The 20,953-nt window shown below is 72.5% G+C and carries 23 protein-coding genes; 19 read left to right on the top strand and 4 right to left on the bottom strand.

Features of this window, described 5'->3' with window-relative positions; translation table 11 throughout:
* Positions 1-33: 33 nt before the first annotated feature.
* The 10 genes from ASF96_RS02545 (at position 34) to ASF96_RS02500 (ending at position 8,804) form a co-directional block, all read left to right on the top strand.
* Positions 34-345, top strand: a complete 312-nt coding sequence (locus ASF96_RS02545; RefSeq protein WP_055831852.1) for a WXG100 family type VII secretion target — start codon at positions 34-36, stop codon at positions 343-345.
* Between the two features lie 29 nt (positions 346-374).
* Positions 375-662, top strand: a complete 288-nt coding sequence (locus ASF96_RS02540) for a WXG100 family type VII secretion target (RefSeq protein WP_070408677.1) — start codon at positions 375-377, stop codon at positions 660-662.
* Positions 663-830: 168 nt separating this feature from the next.
* Positions 831-1,199, top strand: a complete 369-nt coding sequence (locus ASF96_RS02535; protein ID WP_055831853.1) for a hypothetical protein — start codon at positions 831-833, stop codon at positions 1,197-1,199.
* A complete protein-coding gene (locus ASF96_RS02530) occupies positions 1,199-2,497 on the top strand; it encodes a S8 family serine peptidase (RefSeq protein ID WP_055831855.1) in 1,299 nt (432 codons plus the stop codon). The genes ASF96_RS02535 and ASF96_RS02530 overlap by 1 nt, the downstream gene beginning before the upstream one ends.
* Positions 2,494-4,071, top strand: a complete 1,578-nt coding sequence (locus tag ASF96_RS02525) for a hypothetical protein (protein ID WP_055935634.1) — start codon at positions 2,494-2,496, stop codon at positions 4,069-4,071. The genes ASF96_RS02530 and ASF96_RS02525 overlap by 4 nt, the downstream gene beginning before the upstream one ends.
* Positions 4,064-4,381 (top strand): WXG100 family type VII secretion target, encoded by a 318-nt coding sequence (locus tag ASF96_RS02520; RefSeq protein ID WP_055831859.1) that lies wholly within the window; start codon positions 4,064-4,066, stop codon positions 4,379-4,381. The genes ASF96_RS02525 and ASF96_RS02520 overlap by 8 nt, the downstream gene beginning before the upstream one ends.
* Before the next feature lies 1 nt (position 4,382).
* On the top strand, positions 4,383-4,670 hold the full coding sequence (locus ASF96_RS02515) for a WXG100 family type VII secretion target (protein WP_055831861.1): 288 nt from the start codon (positions 4,383-4,385) through the stop codon (positions 4,668-4,670).
* A 138-nt stretch (positions 4,671-4,808) separates the two neighbouring features.
* Positions 4,809-6,143 carry a type VII secretion integral membrane protein EccD gene (gene eccD, locus ASF96_RS02510; RefSeq protein WP_055935631.1) on the top strand — a complete coding sequence of 445 codons (1,335 nt, stop codon included), beginning with the start codon at positions 4,809-4,811 and terminating at the stop codon, positions 6,141-6,143.
* 4 nt (positions 6,144-6,147) lie between these two features.
* On the top strand, positions 6,148-7,482 hold the full coding sequence (gene eccB, locus ASF96_RS02505; RefSeq protein ID WP_055831866.1) for a type VII secretion protein EccB: 1,335 nt from the start codon (positions 6,148-6,150) through the stop codon (positions 7,480-7,482).
* On the top strand, positions 7,479-8,804 hold the full coding sequence (locus ASF96_RS02500; RefSeq protein ID WP_055935628.1) for a S8 family serine peptidase: 1,326 nt from the start codon (positions 7,479-7,481) through the stop codon (positions 8,802-8,804). The genes eccB and ASF96_RS02500 overlap by 4 nt, the downstream gene beginning before the upstream one ends.
* Here ASF96_RS02500 and ASF96_RS02495 read toward each other — a convergent pair.
* Entirely contained in the window at positions 8,801-10,027 is a 1,227-nt protein-coding gene (locus ASF96_RS02495; protein WP_055935625.1) for a DUF5684 domain-containing protein, read from the bottom strand. The genes ASF96_RS02500 and ASF96_RS02495 overlap by 4 nt on opposite strands.
* 62 nt (positions 10,028-10,089) lie before the next feature.
* A complete protein-coding gene (locus ASF96_RS02490) occupies positions 10,090-10,284 on the bottom strand; it encodes a hypothetical protein (RefSeq protein WP_055935621.1) in 195 nt (64 codons plus the stop codon).
* Between the two features lie 25 nt (positions 10,285-10,309).
* Between ASF96_RS02490 and ASF96_RS02485 the strand changes: the two genes are divergently transcribed.
* The 8 genes from ASF96_RS02485 (at position 10,310) to ASF96_RS02450 (ending at position 17,610) form a co-directional block, all read left to right on the top strand.
* Positions 10,310-10,831: a CGNR zinc finger domain-containing protein gene (locus tag ASF96_RS02485; protein ID WP_055935618.1), complete on the top strand. Its 522-nt coding sequence runs from the start codon at positions 10,310-10,312 to the stop codon at positions 10,829-10,831.
* Between the two features lie 162 nt (positions 10,832-10,993).
* On the top strand, positions 10,994-11,332 hold the full coding sequence (locus ASF96_RS02480) for a GNAT family N-acetyltransferase (RefSeq protein WP_055935615.1): 339 nt from the start codon (positions 10,994-10,996) through the stop codon (positions 11,330-11,332).
* Complete coding sequence (locus tag ASF96_RS02475) at positions 11,329-12,351, top strand: pirin family protein (protein ID WP_055935611.1); 1,023 nt, start codon at positions 11,329-11,331, stop codon at positions 12,349-12,351. Before ASF96_RS02480 ends, ASF96_RS02475 begins: the two co-directional genes overlap by 4 nt.
* A gap of 132 nt (positions 12,352-12,483) precedes the next feature.
* Entirely contained in the window at positions 12,484-13,728 is a 1,245-nt protein-coding gene (locus tag ASF96_RS02470) for an LCP family protein (protein WP_055935607.1), read from the top strand.
* A gap of 120 nt (positions 13,729-13,848) precedes the next feature.
* Entirely contained in the window at positions 13,849-14,406 is a 558-nt protein-coding gene (locus ASF96_RS02465) for an ECF transporter S component (protein ID WP_055935602.1), read from the top strand.
* Positions 14,407-14,531: 125 nt separating this feature from the next.
* A complete protein-coding gene (locus ASF96_RS02460) occupies positions 14,532-16,214 on the top strand; it encodes an ABC transporter ATP-binding protein (protein ID WP_082509406.1) in 1,683 nt (560 codons plus the stop codon).
* A complete protein-coding gene (locus ASF96_RS02455) occupies positions 16,211-17,032 on the top strand; it encodes an energy-coupling factor transporter transmembrane component T family protein (protein ID WP_055935596.1) in 822 nt (273 codons plus the stop codon). The genes ASF96_RS02460 and ASF96_RS02455 overlap by 4 nt, the downstream gene beginning before the upstream one ends.
* A gap of 17 nt (positions 17,033-17,049) precedes the next feature.
* A complete protein-coding gene (locus ASF96_RS02450) occupies positions 17,050-17,610 on the top strand; it encodes an ECF transporter S component (protein ID WP_055831885.1) in 561 nt (186 codons plus the stop codon).
* 128 nt (positions 17,611-17,738) lie between these two features.
* Here the strand turns inward: ASF96_RS02450 and ASF96_RS02445 are convergent, their stop codons facing one another.
* Positions 17,739-18,881 carry a M15 family metallopeptidase gene (locus ASF96_RS02445; RefSeq protein ID WP_055935593.1) on the bottom strand — a complete coding sequence of 381 codons (1,143 nt, stop codon included), beginning with the start codon at positions 18,879-18,881 and terminating at the stop codon, positions 17,739-17,741.
* Positions 18,882-18,987: 106 nt separating this feature from the next.
* A complete protein-coding gene (locus ASF96_RS02440) occupies positions 18,988-19,680 on the bottom strand; it encodes a hypothetical protein (RefSeq protein WP_156458682.1) in 693 nt (230 codons plus the stop codon).
* A 125-nt stretch (positions 19,681-19,805) separates the two neighbouring features.
* Between ASF96_RS02440 and ASF96_RS02435 the strand changes: the two genes are divergently transcribed.
* Positions 19,806-20,909 carry an Rv2578c family radical SAM protein gene (locus tag ASF96_RS02435; RefSeq protein WP_055937614.1) on the top strand — a complete coding sequence of 368 codons (1,104 nt, stop codon included), beginning with the start codon at positions 19,806-19,808 and terminating at the stop codon, positions 20,907-20,909.
* Positions 20,910-20,953 lie beyond the last annotated feature (44 nt).

Genomic DNA, 20,953 nt, shown 5'->3' with positions numbered 1-20,953 from the left:
GGGCGCGCCCGGTGGAACAACGAGGAGACAGACGTGGCAGATCTCATCGCAGCCCAGGAGGGTGCGCTTCGTCGCGGAGCCGAAGCGGTCAACACCGCGAAGTCGGGCATCGACGAGCAGGTTCGCAAGGTTCGTACCGAGCTCGACCAGGTGGCCGGCTTCTGGACCGGCGCCGCCGCCGGTTCCTACACGCAGCTCATGCAGCGGTGGAACGAAGAGACCACCAAGCTCAACAACGTGCTCGTCACGCTCGAAGACGCTCTGCGCGGCACCGAGCGCGACCAGGCGGCCTCGGAAGAGTCGCACCAGCAGACCATCGGCAACCTGGGCTCGCTGCTCGGCTGACCCCGCTCGACACGAAAGAAGGAACTCCCATGCAGTCCATGTCCGTTCGTCCCGAGCAGGTCATCGCCCTCTCCGGTCAGATCCGCAACGGTGCCTCCGGCATCCGCACCCGTCTCGACGACCTCGAGTCGCAGGTCGGCGCGCTGCGCGCCTCCTGGGACGGTGAAGCGCAGACCGCTTACGACCAGGCCCAGGCTCAGTGGACGCAGTCCATCACGCGCCTGAACGAACTGCTCCAGCAGATCGCCGCCAAGACCGACGAGATGGCCCAGGGTTACACCTCGACCGACAAGTCCGCCGCCGGCCGCTTCGTCTGAGTCGCATCGAGCCGGCGGTCGCGACTCGCGACCGCCGGCTCTTTCGGCCCTGACGGGCTATCTTCTGCGGCGCTGCGCCGCCGTCGGAATCGCCCGCACCGCCCCGGCGTCGCGGGCGCGGAGACTCCGCGCATCACCCTCTTCTGACCTCGAGAAACGAGTGATCCCATGTCTGACATCGGCTACGAAGGCGACCTTCCCCTTCACAACTCGAGCACGCTGACGACATCGACCGATCAGCTGCCGTCCGCCGCCGTCATCGCGATGGTCGAAGGCAACTCGACCGAGGTCCCCGCGGCCGCATTCACGTCGCACCTCGAGCAGCGCGCCCAGATGCTGGGTATGCGCATCGAAGAGGTACGCCAGTACGTCCAGCAGAACGCCGAAGCGCTCGCTCAGGCCGTCACCACGCTCCGCGATCGCGACGAGATGAACGCCAGCGACGCCACCAACGCCCTCTCGCTGATCGACGCGGCGGCGACGCCCCCGTCGGCGGGCAGCCGATCGCCGTTCTCGAGTCGGAACATCCCTCTGTGATGAGCGCGCCCCGTTCCGCGGGCCGCGCCGTCGGCGCCGTTCTCGTCGCCACCATCGTCTCCTTCGGCGCCGCCTCCCCCGCCCTCGCGGAGGGCGAGAGCGACAACCCGCAAGAGAACCTCGCGTTCTGGTACTCCACCTACGGCGTCGACGCGGCGCACGCGGCCGGCCTCACCGGCGCGGGCGTCAAGGTCGGAGTCATCGAGAAGCAGATCAATCCCGACCTCCCGGTGTTCGAGGGACGCAACCTCCGCATCTCGGACTTCCCGATCTGCTCCAACGCCCCCGAGGTGAAGACGGCGGATGCCAACTCGGCAGCGCGTCACGGAACCACGATGACCGCACTGCTCATCGGCAACGGAACCGGGTCGGGCAACATCAACGGTGTGGCCCCCGACGCCGACGTCACCGTCTACGGATACGGGCCCGAGAGCGACGAGCGGTGCGACGTCAACTCCGACGAGGACATCAGCGAATTCGGATTGGCGGTCAAGACCGCCGTCGACGACGGCAACGAGATCGTCTACACGGCCGTCGGCCAGCCCTGGGACGAGCGGGACGCCCCGGTGATCGCGTACGCCGTCGCGAAGGGTGTCGCCGTCGTCAGCGCCTCGGCGAACCCCAGCCAACTCGGCGACTCCGAGACCTCGGTCGGTGCGCTCAACGGCGTCGTGACCACCACGGCCATCGATCGCGAAGGCCACATCCAGAAGAGCTCGGACGGCTCGGACTACGTCATCACCCACACCACCGTGGTCGCCGGAGGGTTCCGGATCCCCGGGGTGGGGCGCGAGGGCGACTGGTCGGCCACCGGATCGGGGACGGGGTCGTCGAACACCGCTCCCCTGGTCGCGGGAATGCTCGCGTTGGCCGCCCAGAAGACGCCCCAGGCGACGGGGAACCAGCTGGTGCAGGCCCTCATCGCCACCACGAACGACGAGGTGCACACGCCGGCCCGCACCGATGACGGCTACGGCTACGGCGCCGCTTGGCTGTCGTCGCTTCTCTCCGTCGATCCGCTGCAGTACCCCGATGAGACCCCGCTGATGGACAAGCCCGCGGGAATGCCGACCGCGGAACAGATCGCCACCGCCAAGACGCAGGGCTACGTCGCCCCCGCTGCGCGGTCGCGCAGCTTCGACGCCTACGGCGACGAGCCCAGCGGCTTCGACATCGGGGCGCTCGTCCCCTGGATCATCGGCGCGGTCGTCGGGTTCGTGGTCCTCGCGATCGTCATCACCATCGTCATCATCACCATCAGCCGACGCCGTAAGGCAGAGGGAGGAAAGTCGTCATGACCGGAGACTGGGAACTGCGCCTGCAGCGCCTCGCCGAGGGTGGCGTTCCATGGGACGTTCCGACGCGCACCGAGTTGGTGAGCGGCCTCACGGCGCTCAAGAACGTCCTCGATCGCGTCGCCAGCGACCCGGGCCTGGTGGGACGAGCGGGAACGTCGGCGCAAGCGGCTTTCAGCTCCACCGCGTCCGAGGTCTCGAAGCAGATCGGCTACGTCGAAGACGAGATCCCCCGATACCTCGCTGATGCCAACGACATCCGTTCGCGCGCGCGGGACTCGCTGGCCTCGCTGCCCGCCGGGGAGATGACTCCCGGGCAGGAGATCGCGGTCCGCGGGGCCGCCATGGGCTCCACCTTCATGCTCGGTCCCGTGTCGTTCCTCGCGGGCGAAGGTGCCACCAACGTCATCAACGGCTACCTGGCGGATCGACGCGAAGACGACGCGAGGACGAAGTTCCAAGCGCACTCCGACGAGCTCGACCAGATCTCGATGACCAACCCGCCGCCGTTCAACCCGACGGCCACGCCCGACGACGATCCGTCGCCCGCACCGACGCCCGGCTCGCAACCCGGACCGGGACGCGTCGGCGGTCGGAGCATCGAGCAGTACCCGAATTGGGACGTGTCGCCGCTCGGCCCCGGCGGCGGCGGTAGCAGCGGGGGAAACGGCGGCATCGACATTCCGCCCCCCTCGACGGGTGAGACCCCCGGCGACTACGAGACGCTGCCCGGCACTCCCTCGGGCCCGAGCGAGTACGGTCCTTTCCCGAACGGCCACCCCGACCTGCCGACCGGCCGACCGCCGATCGACCTCGAGAACATCCCGCCCGACCCGACTCCCGACGGCCCGATCTCGGGCTCGCCCACCCTTCCCGGCGGCATCCCGAGCCTGCCCGGCGGAGGAGGCGGCGGCGGCGGCGGACTGATCGGCACCCCCGGTGGTCCGGGCGCGGGCCTCGGCTCGGGCCTGTCGGCCGGACTCGTCGCCGGCGGCGGCGGCGCCCTCGCGCTCGGTCGCGTCGGCGCCCCGACGGGGGGCGCCGGTGGCGGCCTCTTCGGGGGCGGCGGGGCCGTGGCAGGTGGCGGCGGCGCCGGCGGGCGCGCAGGCGGACTGCTGGGCAAGACCCCCGGCGGGGGGACCGGCGCCCGCGGTGTCGGTGGGCTCGGCGGTGTCGGCGGCGGCGCGGCGGGTTCGTCGACGGCACGCGGCGCGGGCATGCGCGGTGCCGGCATGGGCGGCGCGGCCGGCGGCGGTACGGCCGGCGGCGGTACGGCCGGCGGCGGCACAGCCGCCGGTGGAGGACGCCGCGGTGCCGGTGGAGCGGCGACCGCCGCGGGCGGAGCACGCGGCGCGGGCGCCGCGTCCGGCGCGACGCGCGGCGCAGCGGGCGGCAACCGGGGCGTCGGTGGGATGGGCGGACCGGGTTCCCGGTCCGACCGAAAGGACGAGGCGGCACGCGGCCTCGGTGGCCCCATCGCTCCCCGCATGGAAGACGACGAAGAGATCGGTCCCCGTTCCGAGAACGCCCAGGCGGGCGGTCGCGACGGGTCCGACAGGAGTGAGGACAATGTCTGATCGCATCTCCGCGGGCGAGGGCGCCCTCGTCCGAGGCGCCGAAGTGGTGGCGGGCACGCACGCCGACATCGCCGACAGCGCCCGCCGGGTCCTCGCCGAGCTCGACGAGCTGCGCGCCAACTGGACGGGCGACGCCGCCACGGCGTACGGGGTGCTGGTGAACGAGTGGACGGCCGGGGCGAACCGTCTCAACGACGTGCTGGTCACCCTCAGCGCCGCCCTGACCGCGACGGCGCGTGACCAGGAAGCCGTCGAAGAGGCGCACAGCACGACGATCCACGGGCTGGGCTCACTGCTGGGAGGCGAATGAGATGAGTGATCTCCGCGTCACACCCGAATCCCTGCACGCTGCGGCCGGCCGCTTGCGCGCCGAGAGTGCCCGCATCGACGCCGCTCTGAGCGGCCTCGATGCCGAGGTGTCCCGACTGCGCGGCGAATGGGAGGGCACCGCCCAGGTCGCCTACAACAATGCGCAGCAGCAGTGGAGCGCCACCCTCGAGCAGATGAGGGACGCCCTGCACCGCATCTCGACCGCCACCGACAACATCGCCGACGACTACGTCACGGCCGACCGCGCGTCCGCGGCGCGCTTCGGCTGAACGCGTCGACTGGGCACGTGACCGGGCGCTCCGATCGGACGCGCGGTCCCGTGCTCGGCGCGCGGAACGCCGTGCCCCGACGATAGGATTTCGGGGTCTGACCGCAGGGGGCTTCGGTCCGGAAAGAGGGGGCCGCGGATGGCTGACGTCATGAACGCCACACGGGCGCTGCTGCGCCTGTCCGTGCAGAGCGAGGGCCGCCGGCTCGACATCGCGATTCCCGCTCAGGTGCCCGTCATCGAGTTCCTGCCGGGCTTCGCCCGATCGCTCGGGGTGCTCGATCCGTCGATGACCTCCGCCGGCTACGCCCTGCAGCGCGCCGACGGCACCACCGTCGATCCGTCGCGCGGGGCCTCGGCCCAGGGCATCGTCGACGGAGAGGTGCTCACCCTCGTGCGTGGCGGGCTCGTCGCTCAGCCGCGCGTCTACGACGACATCGTCGAGGCCGTCATCGACGCCACGTCGCAGCAGAACCGTCCTTGGACGACGCGCGACAACGCCCGCACGGCCCTCGCGGTCAGCCTGGCTCTGCTCGGCGTCTGCGCGGTGCTGCTCCTCGCCGCCGGTCGCGCCCTCCCCTTCGGCGCCCTGGTCGCCGGCGGCGGCGCGGTCGTGCTGCTCGTCGTCGCGGCCGTCGTCGCGCGGCTCGGCCAACGCGAGGCCGGCCAGGGCCTGGGAATGGCGGCCTCCGTGTTCGCGGCGGTCGCGGGGTTCCTCTCCGTCCCGCCGGCGTTCGACATCTGGGGCTGGCCCCTCGCCGCCGCGGGGGGTGGAGCCTTCGTGATCGCCGGCGTCGCTCTGGCCCTCACCCGCGACCGCGCCGAACTTCAGCTGGCGCCCCTGATCGCCGGCGGGGTCATCGGCGTGACGGGGACCTTCGCCGCCTTCTTCCCCGCCGCGACCGTGTGGACGGTCATGGTCGGCATCGTCGCGACCCTCGGCGGCGCACTGCCGTGGCTCGCCCTCGGAACCACTCGACTGCGCATCGTCTCGCCGCAGAGCGACGCCGAGATGTTCGCCGAACCGGAGCCCATCGACGCCGACGACGTCGCGGAGCGGGTGGCGCAGGGCAAGCGCATCCTCATGGCCCTGCGGCTCGCCCTCGCCGCGTCCGTGCTCCTCGCCGTCCCCCTCGTCGCCGCGCAGAACGCCGCGGGGGCGCTCCTGGGCGCCCTGGCCTTCGCCGGCATGATGTTCCCCTCCCGGCAGACGTTCGCGCGAGCGGGCGTGCTGACGGTGATGACGACCGGCATCCTGGGTCTCGTCGTCTCGGGCGTGGTCGCCTCGCTGACGCAGCCCGACCTGCGTGTCGGCATCCTGGTCGTGCTCGCGACCGCCACCGTCAGCGTGGTCACCGTCACCCTGCTGGCTCCGAAGACGCGCCTGCGGCTGATCCGGATCGCCGACACCGCCGAACTGCTGGTGCTGGCGTCGCTGCTTCCGCTGTCGGTCATCGCCTCCGGTCTGGCCTGACGTCGTGGCCACCAAGGGCGACCTGATCGAGGCGCAGAACTTCTCGCGCCGACGCCTGCTCACCGCGTTCGTCAGCGGCGCGCCGGGCGGCAAGGAACTGCAGCCGACGTCTCCGCTGCGCGCGGTCATCGCGGCCATCGCCCTCACGGTCATCGTCGTGCTGGTCGGCGTGTTCTACGGGCTGATCCGCCCCGGCCTTCCGACGGGATGGGAGAACGGCAAGCTCGTGCTCGTCTCCGACACCGGGGCGCGTTTCGTCACCGTCGAGGGCGTCCTGCACCCCGTCATCAACACGGCCAGCGCCCGCCTGCTGCTGCCCGCGAGCGATTTCGGCGTGATCTCCACCGACCAGGCGACCCTGGCCGGCACTCCCGTAGGGGACACCCTCGGCATCACGGGAGCGCCCGATGAGATCCCACCCGCGTCGGGCCTCATCAACACCGGGTGGAGCGCGTGCGTCTCCGACGTGGCCGGCCTCGACGTGCGCCTGTCCACGGCGAGCGGTCCGGCCACCGAGACCGACCGCGCGGTCGTCGTCTCGGTCGACGGCATCTTGCACGTGGTGCTGGGGGGTCGCAGTTTCGCGGTGTCGAGCAGCGACGCCGACGCCGTGCTGCGCGCGGCCGGCATCTCGGCGCTGTCGCCGGTGACGGTGCCCGCGGCGTGGCTCGATCTGTTCACCGCCAGCACGCCCCTCACCCCCCTGACGCTGCAGAACTACGGCGCCTCGGTACCCGGGACCAACCTCAAGGTGGGCCAGGTGATCCGGCAGGCCGGTTCGGCCGACGACGAGCGGTTCCTCGTGCAGACCGGCGGGGTTCTCGAGGCGCTGACCCCCCTCGCCTGGCAGCTCTACCAGCTGGGCAGCGGCAGCGCGCTGAACGGCTCCGTGACCGAGGTCACCGCCGACGAGATCCGCACGCTCTCGACGGCGCCCACCGGCCTCGGCGACGAGTGGCCGCGCACCGGCTTCGAGACCGTCGCCGCCGGCGAGCGCCCCTGCGCGATCCTCCGGGGCGGCGAGGGGCAGGCGACGACCGCCCTCGCCACCCAGCCGGCCTCGGCGCCCGTCACGGCCGGCGTACGGGTCGACCCGAGCCACGGTGCCCTCGTGCGCGCCGGAGGCCGCGGCGACCAGAGCTCGAGCGTGCTGACCCTGGTGGATGCCACGGGCACGGCCTACCCGCTGCCGAACGCCACCGACGAGACCATCGCCCGCCTCGGTTACTCCCCCTCCGACGTCGCCGCCGTGACCGACGGGTGGACGGCGCTGCTGCGCACGGGCCCGTCGTTGAGCGAGAGCGCCGCGCAGCAGTCCCCGACCACGGGGTCGAAGTGACCCTTCGCCGGCGGACCGGCGGGTTCGGTGCGGCGATCCTCGTCGCGGGTCTGCTGCTGTCGGCCTCGCCCGCCGCCGCTCACGCCTCGGGTCCGGCATCCGGTGTCGTGTCGTCGTCGCGCGACCAGTGCCTCGCGGCGACGCGGATCAGCCAGACCCCGCCCGCCCTCGACAAGCTGCAGAGCGAGGCGGCGTGGGAGCTCACCCGCGGCGCGGGCATCACGGTGGCCGTCGTGGATTCCGGCGTCGCCCCGAACCCCCACCTCGACGACGCGATCATCGCCGGCGTCAACCTCGTGCCCGACGGCACCGACGGCATCGGGCGCACCGACGTCTACGGTCACGGAACGGTGATCGCCGGGCAGATCGCCGCCCGGCTCATCCCGAAGTCGGGCGTTCAGGGACTCGCCCCCGAGGTGCGGATCCTGCCGGTGCGCGTGTACGCCGGCGACTCCGATCAGCAGGTCGAGGCCGGGTTCGGTCCGAACACCGCGCGCATGGCCGAGGGCATCCGCATCGCGGCCGACCGTGGCGCGCAGATCATCAACGTCTCGATGAGCACGACCGAGAAGAACGCGGCCCTGGCCGACGCGGTCGCGTACGCCCGCGATCGCGGCAGCCTGGTCGTCGCCAGCGCCGGCAACCGCGACTCCACCTCCGCGGTCGAAGAGAACGGTTCCGACGGCACGCGCTACCCCGCCGGTTTCTCCGGCGCCATCGGGGTCGCGGCCGCCAACGACGCGGGCGTCGTCACGAGTGCGAGCATCCGCGGCTCCCATGTCGCGCTGGCCGCCCCCGGGCAGAACATCGCGTCGGCGTGGCCGCAGGGCGGCGACTGCGCGGTCGCCACCGACGCCCCCGCCACCAGCTACGCCGCCGCCTACGTCTCGGCCGCGGCGGCCCTCGTCGCCGCCGCTCATCCCGACGAGACACCCGCGCAGTGGGCCTACCGCCTCGAGGCGACGGCCGTGCGGGCGCAGCCCGACACGCGCTCGAACTCGTCGGGCTGGGGCATCGTGCAGCCCTACGACGCGATCGTGCTCGTACCCGGCTCAGGGCTCCGCGGCCCCAAGAGCCCCTTCCCGGGTGCCGCGTCCACGCCGCAGCCGACGCAGACGCCCGAGGCCGTCGCGGTGGTCGTCGGACCCGGACCGGATGCCGCGGCCATCACCCTGGCGACGGGGATCGGCGTCGCCGGTCTCATCGTGCTGGGCGCGATCGGAGCCCTCGCGGTCCTCGTGAGCCGACGCCGCGAAGAGACCGAGCCCCGCCGACCCGCCCCCACGGGCCGTGGACTCTACGGAGACGCGCCGGCCGACTAGGCGATCGCGCCGGGACGCAGATCGATCTGCGCGTCGCCGAGACGGAACCGCTCCGAGGCGAGAGCGGGGGTCTGCGCGCGCAGCCGTTCGCTGCGCCCGTCGTCGTGCAGCAACGTCACGCCGTTCGTCGAGTCCAGGTCGGTGATGGTCCAGCCCGTCACCGTCCAGTCGAGCCGCGCATGCTGCTTCGACATGGTGCGGGTGTCGTCGGCGACCGCGATGTACTGCACCGATTCCTCGGTCTGCGCGGGTTTGCGTCCGAGCACGACGGTTCGTCCGGTGATGCTCACCTGCTCCCCGTCGGGGAGGCCGAGGATCCACTCCCCCCGGCGGCGGGAGCGGGGCCGAGCGGTCTGCGTCGACTCGTCGAGCGGCGCCGCGACCGGCATCTCGCCGCGGTCGGCGGCGGATGCCGTGGCGTCGGTCGTCTCGGCGACCCGGTCGAACGGCGCGCCGGTGTCAGCGGCCGCGGGTCCGTCCGCGGCGTCGATCCCCCCGAGACCGCTCTCGGCGGTCGGGGCGATGGGCGCGGCACTCACCGGCGCGACGTCGTCGTGCTCGGCCGGGCCGGAATCGTCGCCGCGCACGGCGGAGCCGGAGGGGGGAGCGACCGGCGCGGAGGATCCGACCTCGGGCGTCGTCGTGAGGACCGACGCGCCCCGCAGGGGGACGTCGACGGGTCCGGCCAGCACCGGTACGGCGGCGGGGACCTCGACGGAGCGCGAAGCGCGGCGGGTTCCGGCGGCCGCGGCCGGCGTTCCCGCCCCGGGGACCGCGGTGAGGGGACCCGACGAGGGCTCCTCGGCGTCATCGACCGCGGCCTCATCGACCGCGGGGTCGTTCGCGTCGTGGGGCTTCGCGGCATCCGGGGTCGCCCCGGGTGCCGCGAGGATCCCCGCCCACACGGGCGGCAGAACGAGCGCCAGCGCCGTCGTACCGGCACCGCGTCCCGACGCGGCGCCCAGGCGGTGCGCCGCGGTCGCCTTGAGCACGAGGGCGTAGACGTTGACGAAAGGCACGAGCAGCAGCACGGCGCGCACCGGCTCGACCCGCCCCAGCCGGAAGACCTCGGCGTCGTTCACGATCGGCACCCACGCGCGCCAGGGCTCCGCGCCGCGCGCCGCGAAGACGCGCGACAGGCCCATCGCGTACCAGACGTGCAGCACCACGGCGAGCACGAGTACCGCGCCCGCGGTCGTGGCGATCAGGCCCAGAGCGTTCATGCATCCCCCGTCGATGGTCTGCTCCGACGCTACCGTCTCGCGCGGCGCGCGCGGAGGCGTGGTCAGCCGATCGGTCGGGTCATCGCAACGGGCGGCGCCGGTGACACCGGATCCAGGTCCACGCGTCGGGCGGCGCAGCCCGTGCAGCGCACGTAACGCACGCGACCGGCGCTCGTGGCGTGCACCGATTCGGTGAGCCAGGCGTGTTCGTGGACGGATGCCGGGGCGGCGGGCAGGACGGTCGGGAGGGCGGTCATGGAACCAGCGTGATGTAATGCCGTTATGCATCTCAACCCTTACGGTGAGTACGCCGTCCTGTTGGCCGCCTCGCTCGCGAACGACTGGCCGGCCGACCGCGAGGGGATCGAACGCCGCACGCGCGAGAGCGGGATGACGATGACCTTCCCCGCGGCGCCCGACGACCACGAACGCACCCGCACCGTCGTCGACGAGTGGCTGCGGATCGTCGACGAGACCGATCCCGATGCGCGTGCCGCGCGACTGAACGCCCAGATGGCCGCCGTGACGGCCTACCCGCGCCTGACGAACCACGACGGAGAGGGATGGCACCTGCACTACCGCGACAGCGACGAATCGCTCCCCCGCGTGCTCGCGGCGGTCATCTCGGTCGGCACGTCGCTGCACCTCGTCACCCGGGGAATGACCCGCCTCGCTCGATGCGCCGCGGAGCCCTGCGATCGCGTCGTCGTCGACGTCACGCGCAACGGCCGACAACGCTACTGCTCGGTGCGCTGCGCGAATCGCGCCGCGGTGCGCCGACACCGCGCGCGCGTCCCGCGCTGATCCCCTCGGCGCGCGCGACGGTTCTGGCGGGCGCTGCCGGGGCGCCCGCGGGGACCGGGGGTACCAGATCCGTCGCCGACCAGGCGGGGATGGCGGAACACCGCGGGACGCACGTACGTTGTCGTGGACACCGACGACGGACACCGACGACAGGAGACGCCCATGGCCGACGAACTGACCGTGACCCGAAACGACGAAGCGCGCCGCTACGAGATCCACGTGGGCGACGAGCTCGGTGGCTTCCTCGACTTCCGCCCCGCGGGTGAGGACCGCACGACCCTCCCCCACACCGAGGTCGACCCGGCCTTCGCCGGTCGCGGCCTCGGCAAGGTCCTCGCGAGCGAGGCGCTGGCCGACCTCGCCCGACGCGGCGGCAGCATCATCCCGTCGTGCCCCTTCGTGGCGCACTACCTACGAGAGAACGACGTGCCGGGCCTCGTCGTGGAGTGGCCGAACGAAGACGACGCGGCCGACGCCGCCGGGCCCGGCGAACCCTCGTGACCCGACTCGACGTCGCCCCGCCGGCATCCGAGGGTCCGATCGCGTGCGACGGACCGCGTTCCCTCGTGATCGAGGCGCGCGAGGTGCCGTTGGGCGGCGTCCGGGGCATGGAGGTGCACCGCACGCTGCCGCATCGCGCCCTGCCGATGGTGGGGGCGTGGTGCTTCCTCGACCGGTTCGGCCCGCAAGAGACCCTCATGCGGGTCGAACCGCACCCGCACATCGGCCTGCAGACGGTGACGTGGCCGATCGTGGGCGAGGTGCGACACCGCGACGCGGTGGGCAGCGACGTCGTGGTGCGACCGGGGGCGCTGAACCTCATGACCAGTGGTGCGGGCATCGCGCACTCGGAATACTCCGTCGGCGAGGGACCCATCCCCCTCGACGCCCTCCAGCTGTGGGTCGCGCTTCCCGACGCGCGCCGGCACGGATCCCCCGCCTTCGAGCGACACGAGCACCTGCCCACGATCGACCTCGGCGACGGCGCCGACGCGGTCGTCGTGATGGGCGAACTCGGCGATGTCGCCTCCCCCGCGACGGTCCACACCCCGATCGTCGGGGCCGAACTCCGGCTGCCCGCCGGCGTGACCGTGCGCGTGCCCCTTCGCCCCGAATGGGAGTATGCCCTCTACGGAATGACGGGCCACGCCGACGCCGTGACGGGAATGGATGCCGTCGACGCCGACGCCGCGCGACGACCGGCGCCGGGCCTGGAGCCGGGATCCACCGCGGCGATCGACGACAGCCGGCTGGTGTACGTCGGCAAAGGACGCGACCACCTCGAACTGCTTAGCGACGGCGGCGCCCGGGTCTTCCTGTTGGGCGGAGAGCCGTTCGAAGCCGACATCGTGATGTGGTGGAACTTCGTCGGCCGCTCGCACGACGAGATCGTCGAGGCGCGCGACGCCTGGGAGGCACGGGCCGACCGCTTCGGCACGGTGATCGATCACGGCCCCGAGCGCATTCCCGCTCCGCCCCTGCCCGCGGTGCGCTTGACGCCGCGGCGGCGGCGCGACTGACGCGTCAGTCCGCGGAGCGCGCAGGGCGCACGAGTCCGACCCGACCAGCGAGCCCGGCGTGAAACGCCTCGACGAGACCGCCGAGCCGCGGCATCCGGTGCCCCTAGACTCGGGGGAATTCGAGGAGGAACCATGCGCCGTCGCACCGTCGCACAGCACGCGCGCCTGCGGTCCCCGCACCCGATCGCTCAGCTGCTCACCGTTCTCGCCGTCGCCGTCGTGGTGGTCCTCGTCTCGGCCGCGGGCGTTGCCGCGTACACCGCCTACGACCTGACCACGAGCTTCACCGAAGAGGCCGTCGTCGTCGAGAACCAGCCGCCCGTCCCGCCCGACCTCAGCGAGCTCGAGGGCGGCGTCAACATGATGGTCGTCGGCATCGACGCGTGCGAAGAGAGCCTGCGCGAGGTCTTCGGCGAGCGCTGCGAGGGCCCCGACGCCGAGGGGCAGCTCAACGACGTCAACATCCTCGTGCACATCTCCGATGCCCCGCGTCGGGTGACGGTGGTGTCGTTCCCGCGCGACCTGCTCTTCGACGCGCCGGCCTGCGACACCGCCGACGGCGACCGCTGGGGCGGCGGCTACGTGCAGATCAACGAGATCTACACCTACGGCGGACTGTCGTGCGTGATGACGGCGATCTCCGACATGAGCGGGCAACCCGTGCAGTTCGGCGCGATGGTCACCTTCGGCGGGGTGATCGAGATCACCAACGCCATCGGCGGCGTCGAGATCTGCCTCGCCAGCGACATGCGCGACGAGAACACCGGCATCGACTGGGCCGCGGGTCCGCGCACCATCCAGGGTCTCGAGGCCCTGCAGTTCCTGCGCACCCGCTACGGCGTGGGCGGCAGCGACCTGGCGCGCGTGAGCAACCAGCAGCAGTACATGTCGCGTCTGGCCCGCAAGCTCGTCAGCGAAGAGGTGCTGTCGAACCCGGCGACGCTGTTCCGTCTGGCCTCCACGGGGTTGCGCAACGTCACGCCGACGCAGAGCCTGACCAACCCGCTGACGCTCGTACAGATCGCGTCCGCGGTCAAAGACGTGCCGTTCGAGGACATCGTGTTCGTGCAGTATCCGACCGTTCAGGCCAGCGCCGACGCCAACCGCGTCGAGCCGAACTACGACGCGGCGCAGGTGCTGTGGGACGCCCTTCTCGCCAACCAGGGCATCGAGGTGACCGGCGACGCCGGCGCGAACGGGGGCGTCGTCGTCGCAGAACCCGCTCCGGGTGAGGCCGCGCCGAGCGAGGCGCCCTCCGAGGGCGAAGCGGTTGAGCCCGGAACCGTCGACCCGAACACCGGCGCGGTGGCCCTTCCCGAGTCGATCACGGGGTCGAGCGCGGCGCAGCAGACGTGCAGCGCCGGCGTGGTGAACTGACCGGCGTCGCCGAGGCCCCGGGACCGCCGGATTCGTCACGCTCAGCAGCCTCCCCCGTGACCAGCCCGCCTCGACCGACCGGGCGTCGAGCGACCCCGGCGTCGCCGCTACGCTGAGCGGGTGTCCCTGGCATCCGGTCTCTCCACGCGCGTGCTGCTCGTCTGCGCCGCGATCGGGGTGGGCACCGGCATCGTGGGCGGGGCCGCCGGCTGGATGACGTTGGTCGTCCTGGCGGGCGCACCCTGGGCGTACGGCCTCGTACTCGGCTCGCACGTGCTGCCCGGAATCATCGCGCAGCAGGTGGTGCGCCGCGCCGGAGTCGCCCTGGTGACGCACGTGCTCGCAGCTCTCGTGGCCAGCGCCATGGCGCCGCAGTGGACGTTCCGCTTCCTCGGCACGGCGTTGCTGTTCGGCGGCATCCAAGAGGGCGTCGCCGCCCTCACCCGGTATCGCGTGTGGGCACCGGTGCGGTTCTACGGCTCGGCGCTCGTGATCGGAGGGCTCGTCGCGGTGGTCGTCTGGTTCGCGGCCGACATCGCCAGCCTCGCGCCCGCCGCCCGCGTCGCCTACCTGGTGATCGGCGTCGCGGGACCGGTGGTCTGGACGGCAGTGGGGCTCGCGATCGGCTCGGGTCTGCGTCGCGCCGGGGTCGGTCGTGGTCTCTCGACCACGAAGTGAGATCACCCAGCCGACTTAGGGTGCACTAAGTTAGGGCGTACTCACTCCTCGAGGACTCGCCCGTGACCGCTCACCCCCGCCCCGATACGGCGCCCACCCGCGCCGACACCGGAGCTTTGCTGCGCATGCGCGACGTGGCCATCACCCACCTCGACGCCGCGACGCCCACCCCCTCCGCGCTGCGTCTGGACGTGCACCCCGGAGACGTGGTGCTGCTGCTCGGTCCGAGCGGATCGGGGAAGTCCACGGCGGCGCTCGCCATGAACGGCCTCATCCCGCACGCCGTGCCCGCCACGGTGGAGGGCACGGTGCGCGTCGGGGGGAAGGATGCCGCGACCACGCCCGTCGCCGAGCTCGCGACCACCGTGGCCATGGTGTTCCAAGACCCCGATGCACAGCTCGTGACGGGCACCGTTCTCGACGAGGTGGCGTTCGGACCCGAGAACCTGCGGCTCCCCGTCGAGGTCGTGCTCGCCCGCACCGAAGAGGCCCTGCGCCGCGTGGGCCTGTGGGAGCGTCGCCACGACGCCCCCGACGTGCTCTCCGGCGGCGGACGTCAGCGTCTGGCCATCGCCTGCGCGCTGGCGATGGGCTCGCCCCTGCTCGTGCTCGACGAGCCGACCGCCAACCTCGACCCTCGCGGCGTCGACGACGTATACGCGGCGCTGCGCGACGTCGTCGCCGAGGGTGACCGGGCGATCGTGCTCGTCGAGCACAACCTGGATGCCGCGATGGGTCTGGTCGACCGCGTCGTCGCCCTGGATGCCACGGGCCGGGTGGTCGCCGACGGCGGCGTCGACGACGTGCTGCGCGACCGCGCGGAGCAGTTGCACGCGCTCGGGGTGTGGCTGCCCACGGCCACCCTCGCGGCCCTGCGCCTGCGACGGGCGGGATACGACATCGCCCCCTTGCCGCTGACCCCTCGCGAGTTGCGACGGGCGCTCGAGACGATCGCCCCGCCCGCGACGGCACCCGCTCCCCCGCCCCCGCGACGTGTCATCGGCGCCCCCCTCGTGCAGGTACAGGGGCTGACGATCTCGCGCGGACGCACGCGCGTGCTCCACGGCGTCGACCTGTCCGTCGGCGCGGGCGAGTTCGTCGCCGTCGTCGGCGCCAACGGCGCGGGGAAGACGACCCTCGTGCAGGCCCTGGCCGGGGTGCTGCGCCCACCGCGGGGAACCGTGCGGATCGCGGGGCTCGACGTTCGCCGCACCGATCCGCGCACGCTTTCGCGTCACGTGGGTTTCGTGTTCCAGAACCCCGAGCACCAGTTCATCGCGACGACCGTGTTCGACGAAATTGCCCACGGCCTTCGCCGACAGCGGCTCTCCGACGACGAGGTCCGCGCGCGCACCGAGGCGCTGTTGCAGCGGTTCGGCCTCGCCGACAAGGCCGCGATGCACCCCTTCCTGCTGTCAGGCGGTCAGAAGCGGCGACTGTCGGTGGGAACCGCGCTCGTCGGCGGCGCCCGACTGCTCGTGCTCGACGAACCCACGTTCGGACAGGACCGCGCCCGCGCCGAGGAACTGCTGCGCCTGCTCGACGACCTGCGCGACGACGGCACGACCATCATCGTCGTGACCCACGACATGCAGGTGGTCGCCGAGCACGCCGACCGCGTGATCGTCGTCGACGACGGTCGGATCGCCGCCGACGGACCGGTCGGCGATGTCTTCGACGACGAGGACGTCGTCCGACGCGCGGGCCTCAGCACTCCCGCGCTGCGGCGCGCCTTCACCGGTCTGCATCAGCATCCCGAGCTCACATCTCTCCTGCGACTGCGCGACCTTCCGGGCGGGTCGGCATGACCGCCCCCACCACGGCACCGACACGCACCGCCACGACCGCCGTCACCCGCGGCCGGCGCGGCACGCGGTGGCTGGGGGGTCTCAACCCGCTCGCCAAGATCGCGGGCCCGGCCCCCGCCATGATCGCGCTGGTCTTCGTGCGCGACCTGACCACTCCGATCGCGTTCCTCTGCCTCGCCTACGTCCTGCTCCTGACCGGAACGCGTCTCACCCGGCGTCTCGTCGCCCTCCTCGCCGGAGTGGTGCCCCTCTCGATCATGGTGATCGGACTGGGCTTCTCGCTCTGGGTCGACCCCGCACGAGTGGAGTCCACCACCGCGCTGATCCGCGTGGGCGAGTGGACCCTCACCGACGGGGCGGTGTCCACGGGTCTGTCGACCGCGATGCGGCTGGCCGCGATCATGACGCTCGCCTTCGTCGGCGGACTGACCACCTCCGGCCCCGACCTGGTGCGGGCATTGGTGCAGAACCTGCGCGTGCCCTACCGCATCGGCTACGCGGCTCTCGCGGCGATCCGCTTCGTGCCGCGCTTCGGTCACGAGCTCGACGTGATCCGCCAAGCGCATCGCGTGCGGGGAACGCGGGGCGGCGTGCTCTCGGCACCCGCGCGCGGGATCGGGTACGTCGTGCCCCTCTTGGCCGGGGCCATCCGCCATGCCGAACGTGTCGCCCTCGCGATGGATGCGCGGGCGTTCGGCGCCCACCCCGACCGCACCGAGCGCCACCGCGTGCCCTGGCGCCGGCGCGACACCGTCTTCACCCTGGCGTTCTGGGCGGTCTCCGCCGCCCTCTTCGTCGTTCCCCGCCTGTCCGTCTGATCCGATCCGGAGCATCCATGTCGCGCATCTCGACCGTCTTCCTGCTCACCTGCGCCGCCATCGGCGTCGCCGGCGGCATCATGCTGACCGCCGCCAACTGGGTGTCGACGGTGCTGTTCGCCGCCGCGCCGTTCGCGGCGGTGGCACTCGCCGGGCTGTGGCTGGTGCCCGCGGCCGTCGCGATGCGTCTGCTCGAACGCCCCGGTTCCGCGCTGCTGGTCGGGCTCATCTCGGGCCTCGTGGCCGCGCCGCTCTCGGGTTACGGGTGGGGCAGCGTCGCGACCAACCTCTGGTGGGCCTTCTTCGTCGAGCTGCCGTTCCTCGTCGTGCTGTACCGGTTCTTCCACCGGTGGCAGTTCTTCGCCGGAGCCGTCGTGGTGGCAGCCGTCTACCCGACCCTCGCCTGGGCGTCTTTCGGACTCGACACGTTCGCGCCCCTCACCGTCGTGCTCTTCTACCTGCTGACGCTCGTGGCATCCGCTGCCGGGATGGCGATCGGTATCGCCGTCGCCGATGCTCTGCGCCGCGCGGGAGTCGCGCGCCTTGCCCGCCGCCGCCCGCGGACGAGCGCCACCTGAGGACGACCCCGCCGGAGGACGATCCGGCCGGCGCGCGGCGTCGCGGCACGACCTCGCGTACGGCCGGACCTCGGCCTCGCCCGCCGTCGGACTCGAGGAGCCGGAGGCCCCCTCCGACGCCTCGACGTTCAGTACGAGGGCGCCCCGGGGAGGCCGAAGAACTCCTCGAGGGTGGCGTAACCGCCCTCGTGGTACGCGCGGGCCAGCTCGGGGCCGATGTAACGCAGGTGCCACGCCTCGGGCTCGTACCCGCTGATGCCCTCGCTGCCCTCGACGTAGCGGGTGATGAAGCCGTACTCCCACGCGTGATCGCGCACCCACGCGCCCTGGGGCGAGGCGGCGACGTCGTCGAGCGTCGCGCACGAGCCGTTGCACGGCACGATGTCGACGGCCAGGCCCGACTGGTGCTCGCTGTACCCGGCGCGGGCGCTCTCGCGGTCGGCGGCTTCGACCCCGCCCACGGCCACGCGGCCCGCGTACGTCGACTGCTGCGTGCTGTACGAGCGGAAAGCGCTCAGGTAGCCGATCTCGCCGGCACCGGCGTCGGAGGCCGCACGCACGAGCTGGGTCAGCGCCCCCGCCGCGGGTGCGCGCAGCGCCGACTCCTCGAGCGCGCGCACACTGTCGGGCATCACGAGGTCGCCCGGGCGGTAGTCGACCGGATCGTACGCGCGCTGCTTGTTGACGACCATCCACTCGCGGTTCGGGTCCGACAGCGACACGCAGGGCGCGATCCCGGATGCCACCGCTGCGCGGAAGGCGCTCCCGCCCCCGGCGGCCGCGATCGCGCCGGCGTCGTCACCCGTGGCCAGGGCCGAGGTGAACGCCGCGTCGTCGCAGGGCGTCGAGGTGGCGGCGACGGCGGCCTGCTGTACGACCGGCAGACCCTCGTCGGGCACCGTGGGAGGCCCGGCGACGACGGAAGCGACGGGCGGAGCGTCGGTGTCGGCCGCGGCGCCACCGGGGGATCCCGCGGTCGCCGCACCGATCGCGAGGGCGAGGGCGGCCACCAGAGTGACGGCCCCGCCCACGGCGACAAGGCGACGGCGGCGGAGGACCGGGATCGAGGCCGTCGTCGGCGCAGCGGTCGCGGCCTCGCGCAGCCGGCGTCGGGTGGCGAGGGCCGCCGTGTCGGTGGCGGGCCGCTCGGCGGCGGGGATCGGGGGCACGGGCTCGGCCGCGGCGGGCGGGAGCGTGAGGGCCGCCGTCGCGAGTCGTTCGGCCTCCGCGCGCGCGGCGCGGCGGGGCGAGATCTCGGGATCGTGCGACATGACTCGACCCATTCTCCCCTGGACGGGGGCACGGGTCGAGTCGGCCGCGCGTTCGCGCGGTGAATGTGCGGTCGGGCAGACTCGGGCCGACGGGAACGGCGAGCAGTCAGATATCGGTCACGAGGCTCAGCTCACCGGCCGCCAGGAAGCCCAGCACGATGCTCACCGCACCCGCGACCAGCAGCAGCAGCGGGTGGGCGAACCCGATGAGGACGCGACGTGTGCGAGGGTGCTCAGCGAAGAAGTGATCGGGGATGCGGTGCCGGTCGGGGACGGCGGCCCACCCCCGCAGCCGCGCGATGTATCCCACGCAGCGCAGCACGAGCACCGCCCAGAGCATCGCGATGATCAGCGGCACTACCCCGCCGATGATCTCGAACGCCTCGAACCACGCCTGATCGGGGTTGCTGCCGGTGTCTTCGGCGAGCTGCACGGCGACCGCGGCGCCGAGCACCACCGACCCGACCCACAGCACCAGAGCCCCGAGCACGGCGAAGAAGCGCGCGAAGAAGTGTCCGAGGATCGACTCCTCGTGATCGAGGTGGGTGCGCGGCGTCTGCGAGAGCACGATGAGGGTCGCGCCGAGGCTGGGCGCTGCCGCGCTGAGCGACACGACGAGCGCGACCCACTCCGGGGCGTCCACGAGGTCGCACACCAGCAGCAGCGCCGCCATGAGTGCCAACCACGACCATCCCGACAGCGCCGGACGACGCACGACCAACGCCGGATGCCAGGGCTCCAAGCGACCGATCGACGCATGGAGCAGGTGCTGACCGCGTACTCGCGAGACCGACTCCATGGGCGCCTCCGTGTCTCGCCGGTGGTCGGCGTCGCGATCACCGTACCGCGACGACACTCGTTCGTGCAGGCGAGGTGCGCGGCGTGGCGGTTGCGAGAAAATCGAACATGTGTTCGACTATGGCGATGAGATGGCAGGGGCAGCAGCTGGGCGTCGACGACCCGTCGGCGCTCCCGGGCATGGAGCGCATCGACGGTCTCGTCCGATCGGTGACGACCCCCGAGTTCGCCGGAATGACGTTCCACGAGGTGCAGTGCAAGAGCGCCCTGAATCGCGTGCCCGGCATGTCGGCCATGCCGTTCGACTGGACCGTGAACCCGTACCGGGGCTGCACGCACGCGTGCTCGTACTGCTTCGCCCGCAAGACGCACGAGTACCTCGACCTCGACTACGGCGCCGACTTCGACTCCCAGATCGTCGTCAAGGTCAACGTCGCCGACGTGCTGCGCACGGAGGTGCGTCGGGGATCGTGGGCGCGCGAGCCCGTCATGCTCGGCACGAACACCGACCCCTACCAGCGCGCCGAGGGGCGATACCGCCTCATGCCCGACATCGTCGGCGCGCTCACCGACAACGGCACGCCCTTCTCGATCCTCACCAAGGGCACGCTCCTGCGCCGCGACCTCCCCCTGCTCGCCGACGCCGCCACGCAGGTGAAGGTCTCGTTGGCAATGTCGATCGCCGTCTTCGACGACACCCTGCAGAACGCGATCGAGCCGGGCACCCCCAGCGCCGACGCCCGCCTCGACACGGTCCGCGCCGCCACCGCCGCCGGCTTCCGCGTCACGGTCTTCCTCATGCCGATCCTGCCGCACCTGACCGACTCGCTCGCCGTGCTCGACGACGCCCTCGCGCGCATCCGCGCCGCCGGCGCGGCTCGCGTCGTCTACGGCGCGCTGCACCTGCGTCCGGGCGCGAAGCAGTGGTTCCTCGAATGGCTGGGGCGCGAGCAACCGCACCTGGTGTCGTCGTACCGCGGTCTCTACCCGGGCGTCTCCGCCCAAGCACCCAAGGCCTACCGCACCTGGCTCGGCGCACGCATGCGTCCCCTGCTGCGCCTGCACCGACTCGACGGGTGGGACGAAGACGACCACCCTCGCGGGCGACCGCAGCCGGGCCTCGCCGCCCGCGCGACGCCGACGAGCAGCCTCGGTCCGGTCCGCGGCACCGGGCCCTCGGCATCCATTCGCCCCCGCGTCGCCCCGGCCAGCGAGCCGCGGCTCTTCTGAACGCACGAGACCCCCGTCGCGGACGCGACGGGGGTCTCGATCGA

Source organism: Microbacterium sp. Leaf179, assembly GCF_001423785.1.
Taxonomy (GTDB): domain Bacteria; phylum Actinomycetota; class Actinomycetes; order Actinomycetales; family Microbacteriaceae; genus Microbacterium.
The sequence above is the reverse complement of the archived record's forward strand: the minus strand, read 5'-3'. Positions and strand labels throughout refer to the sequence as shown.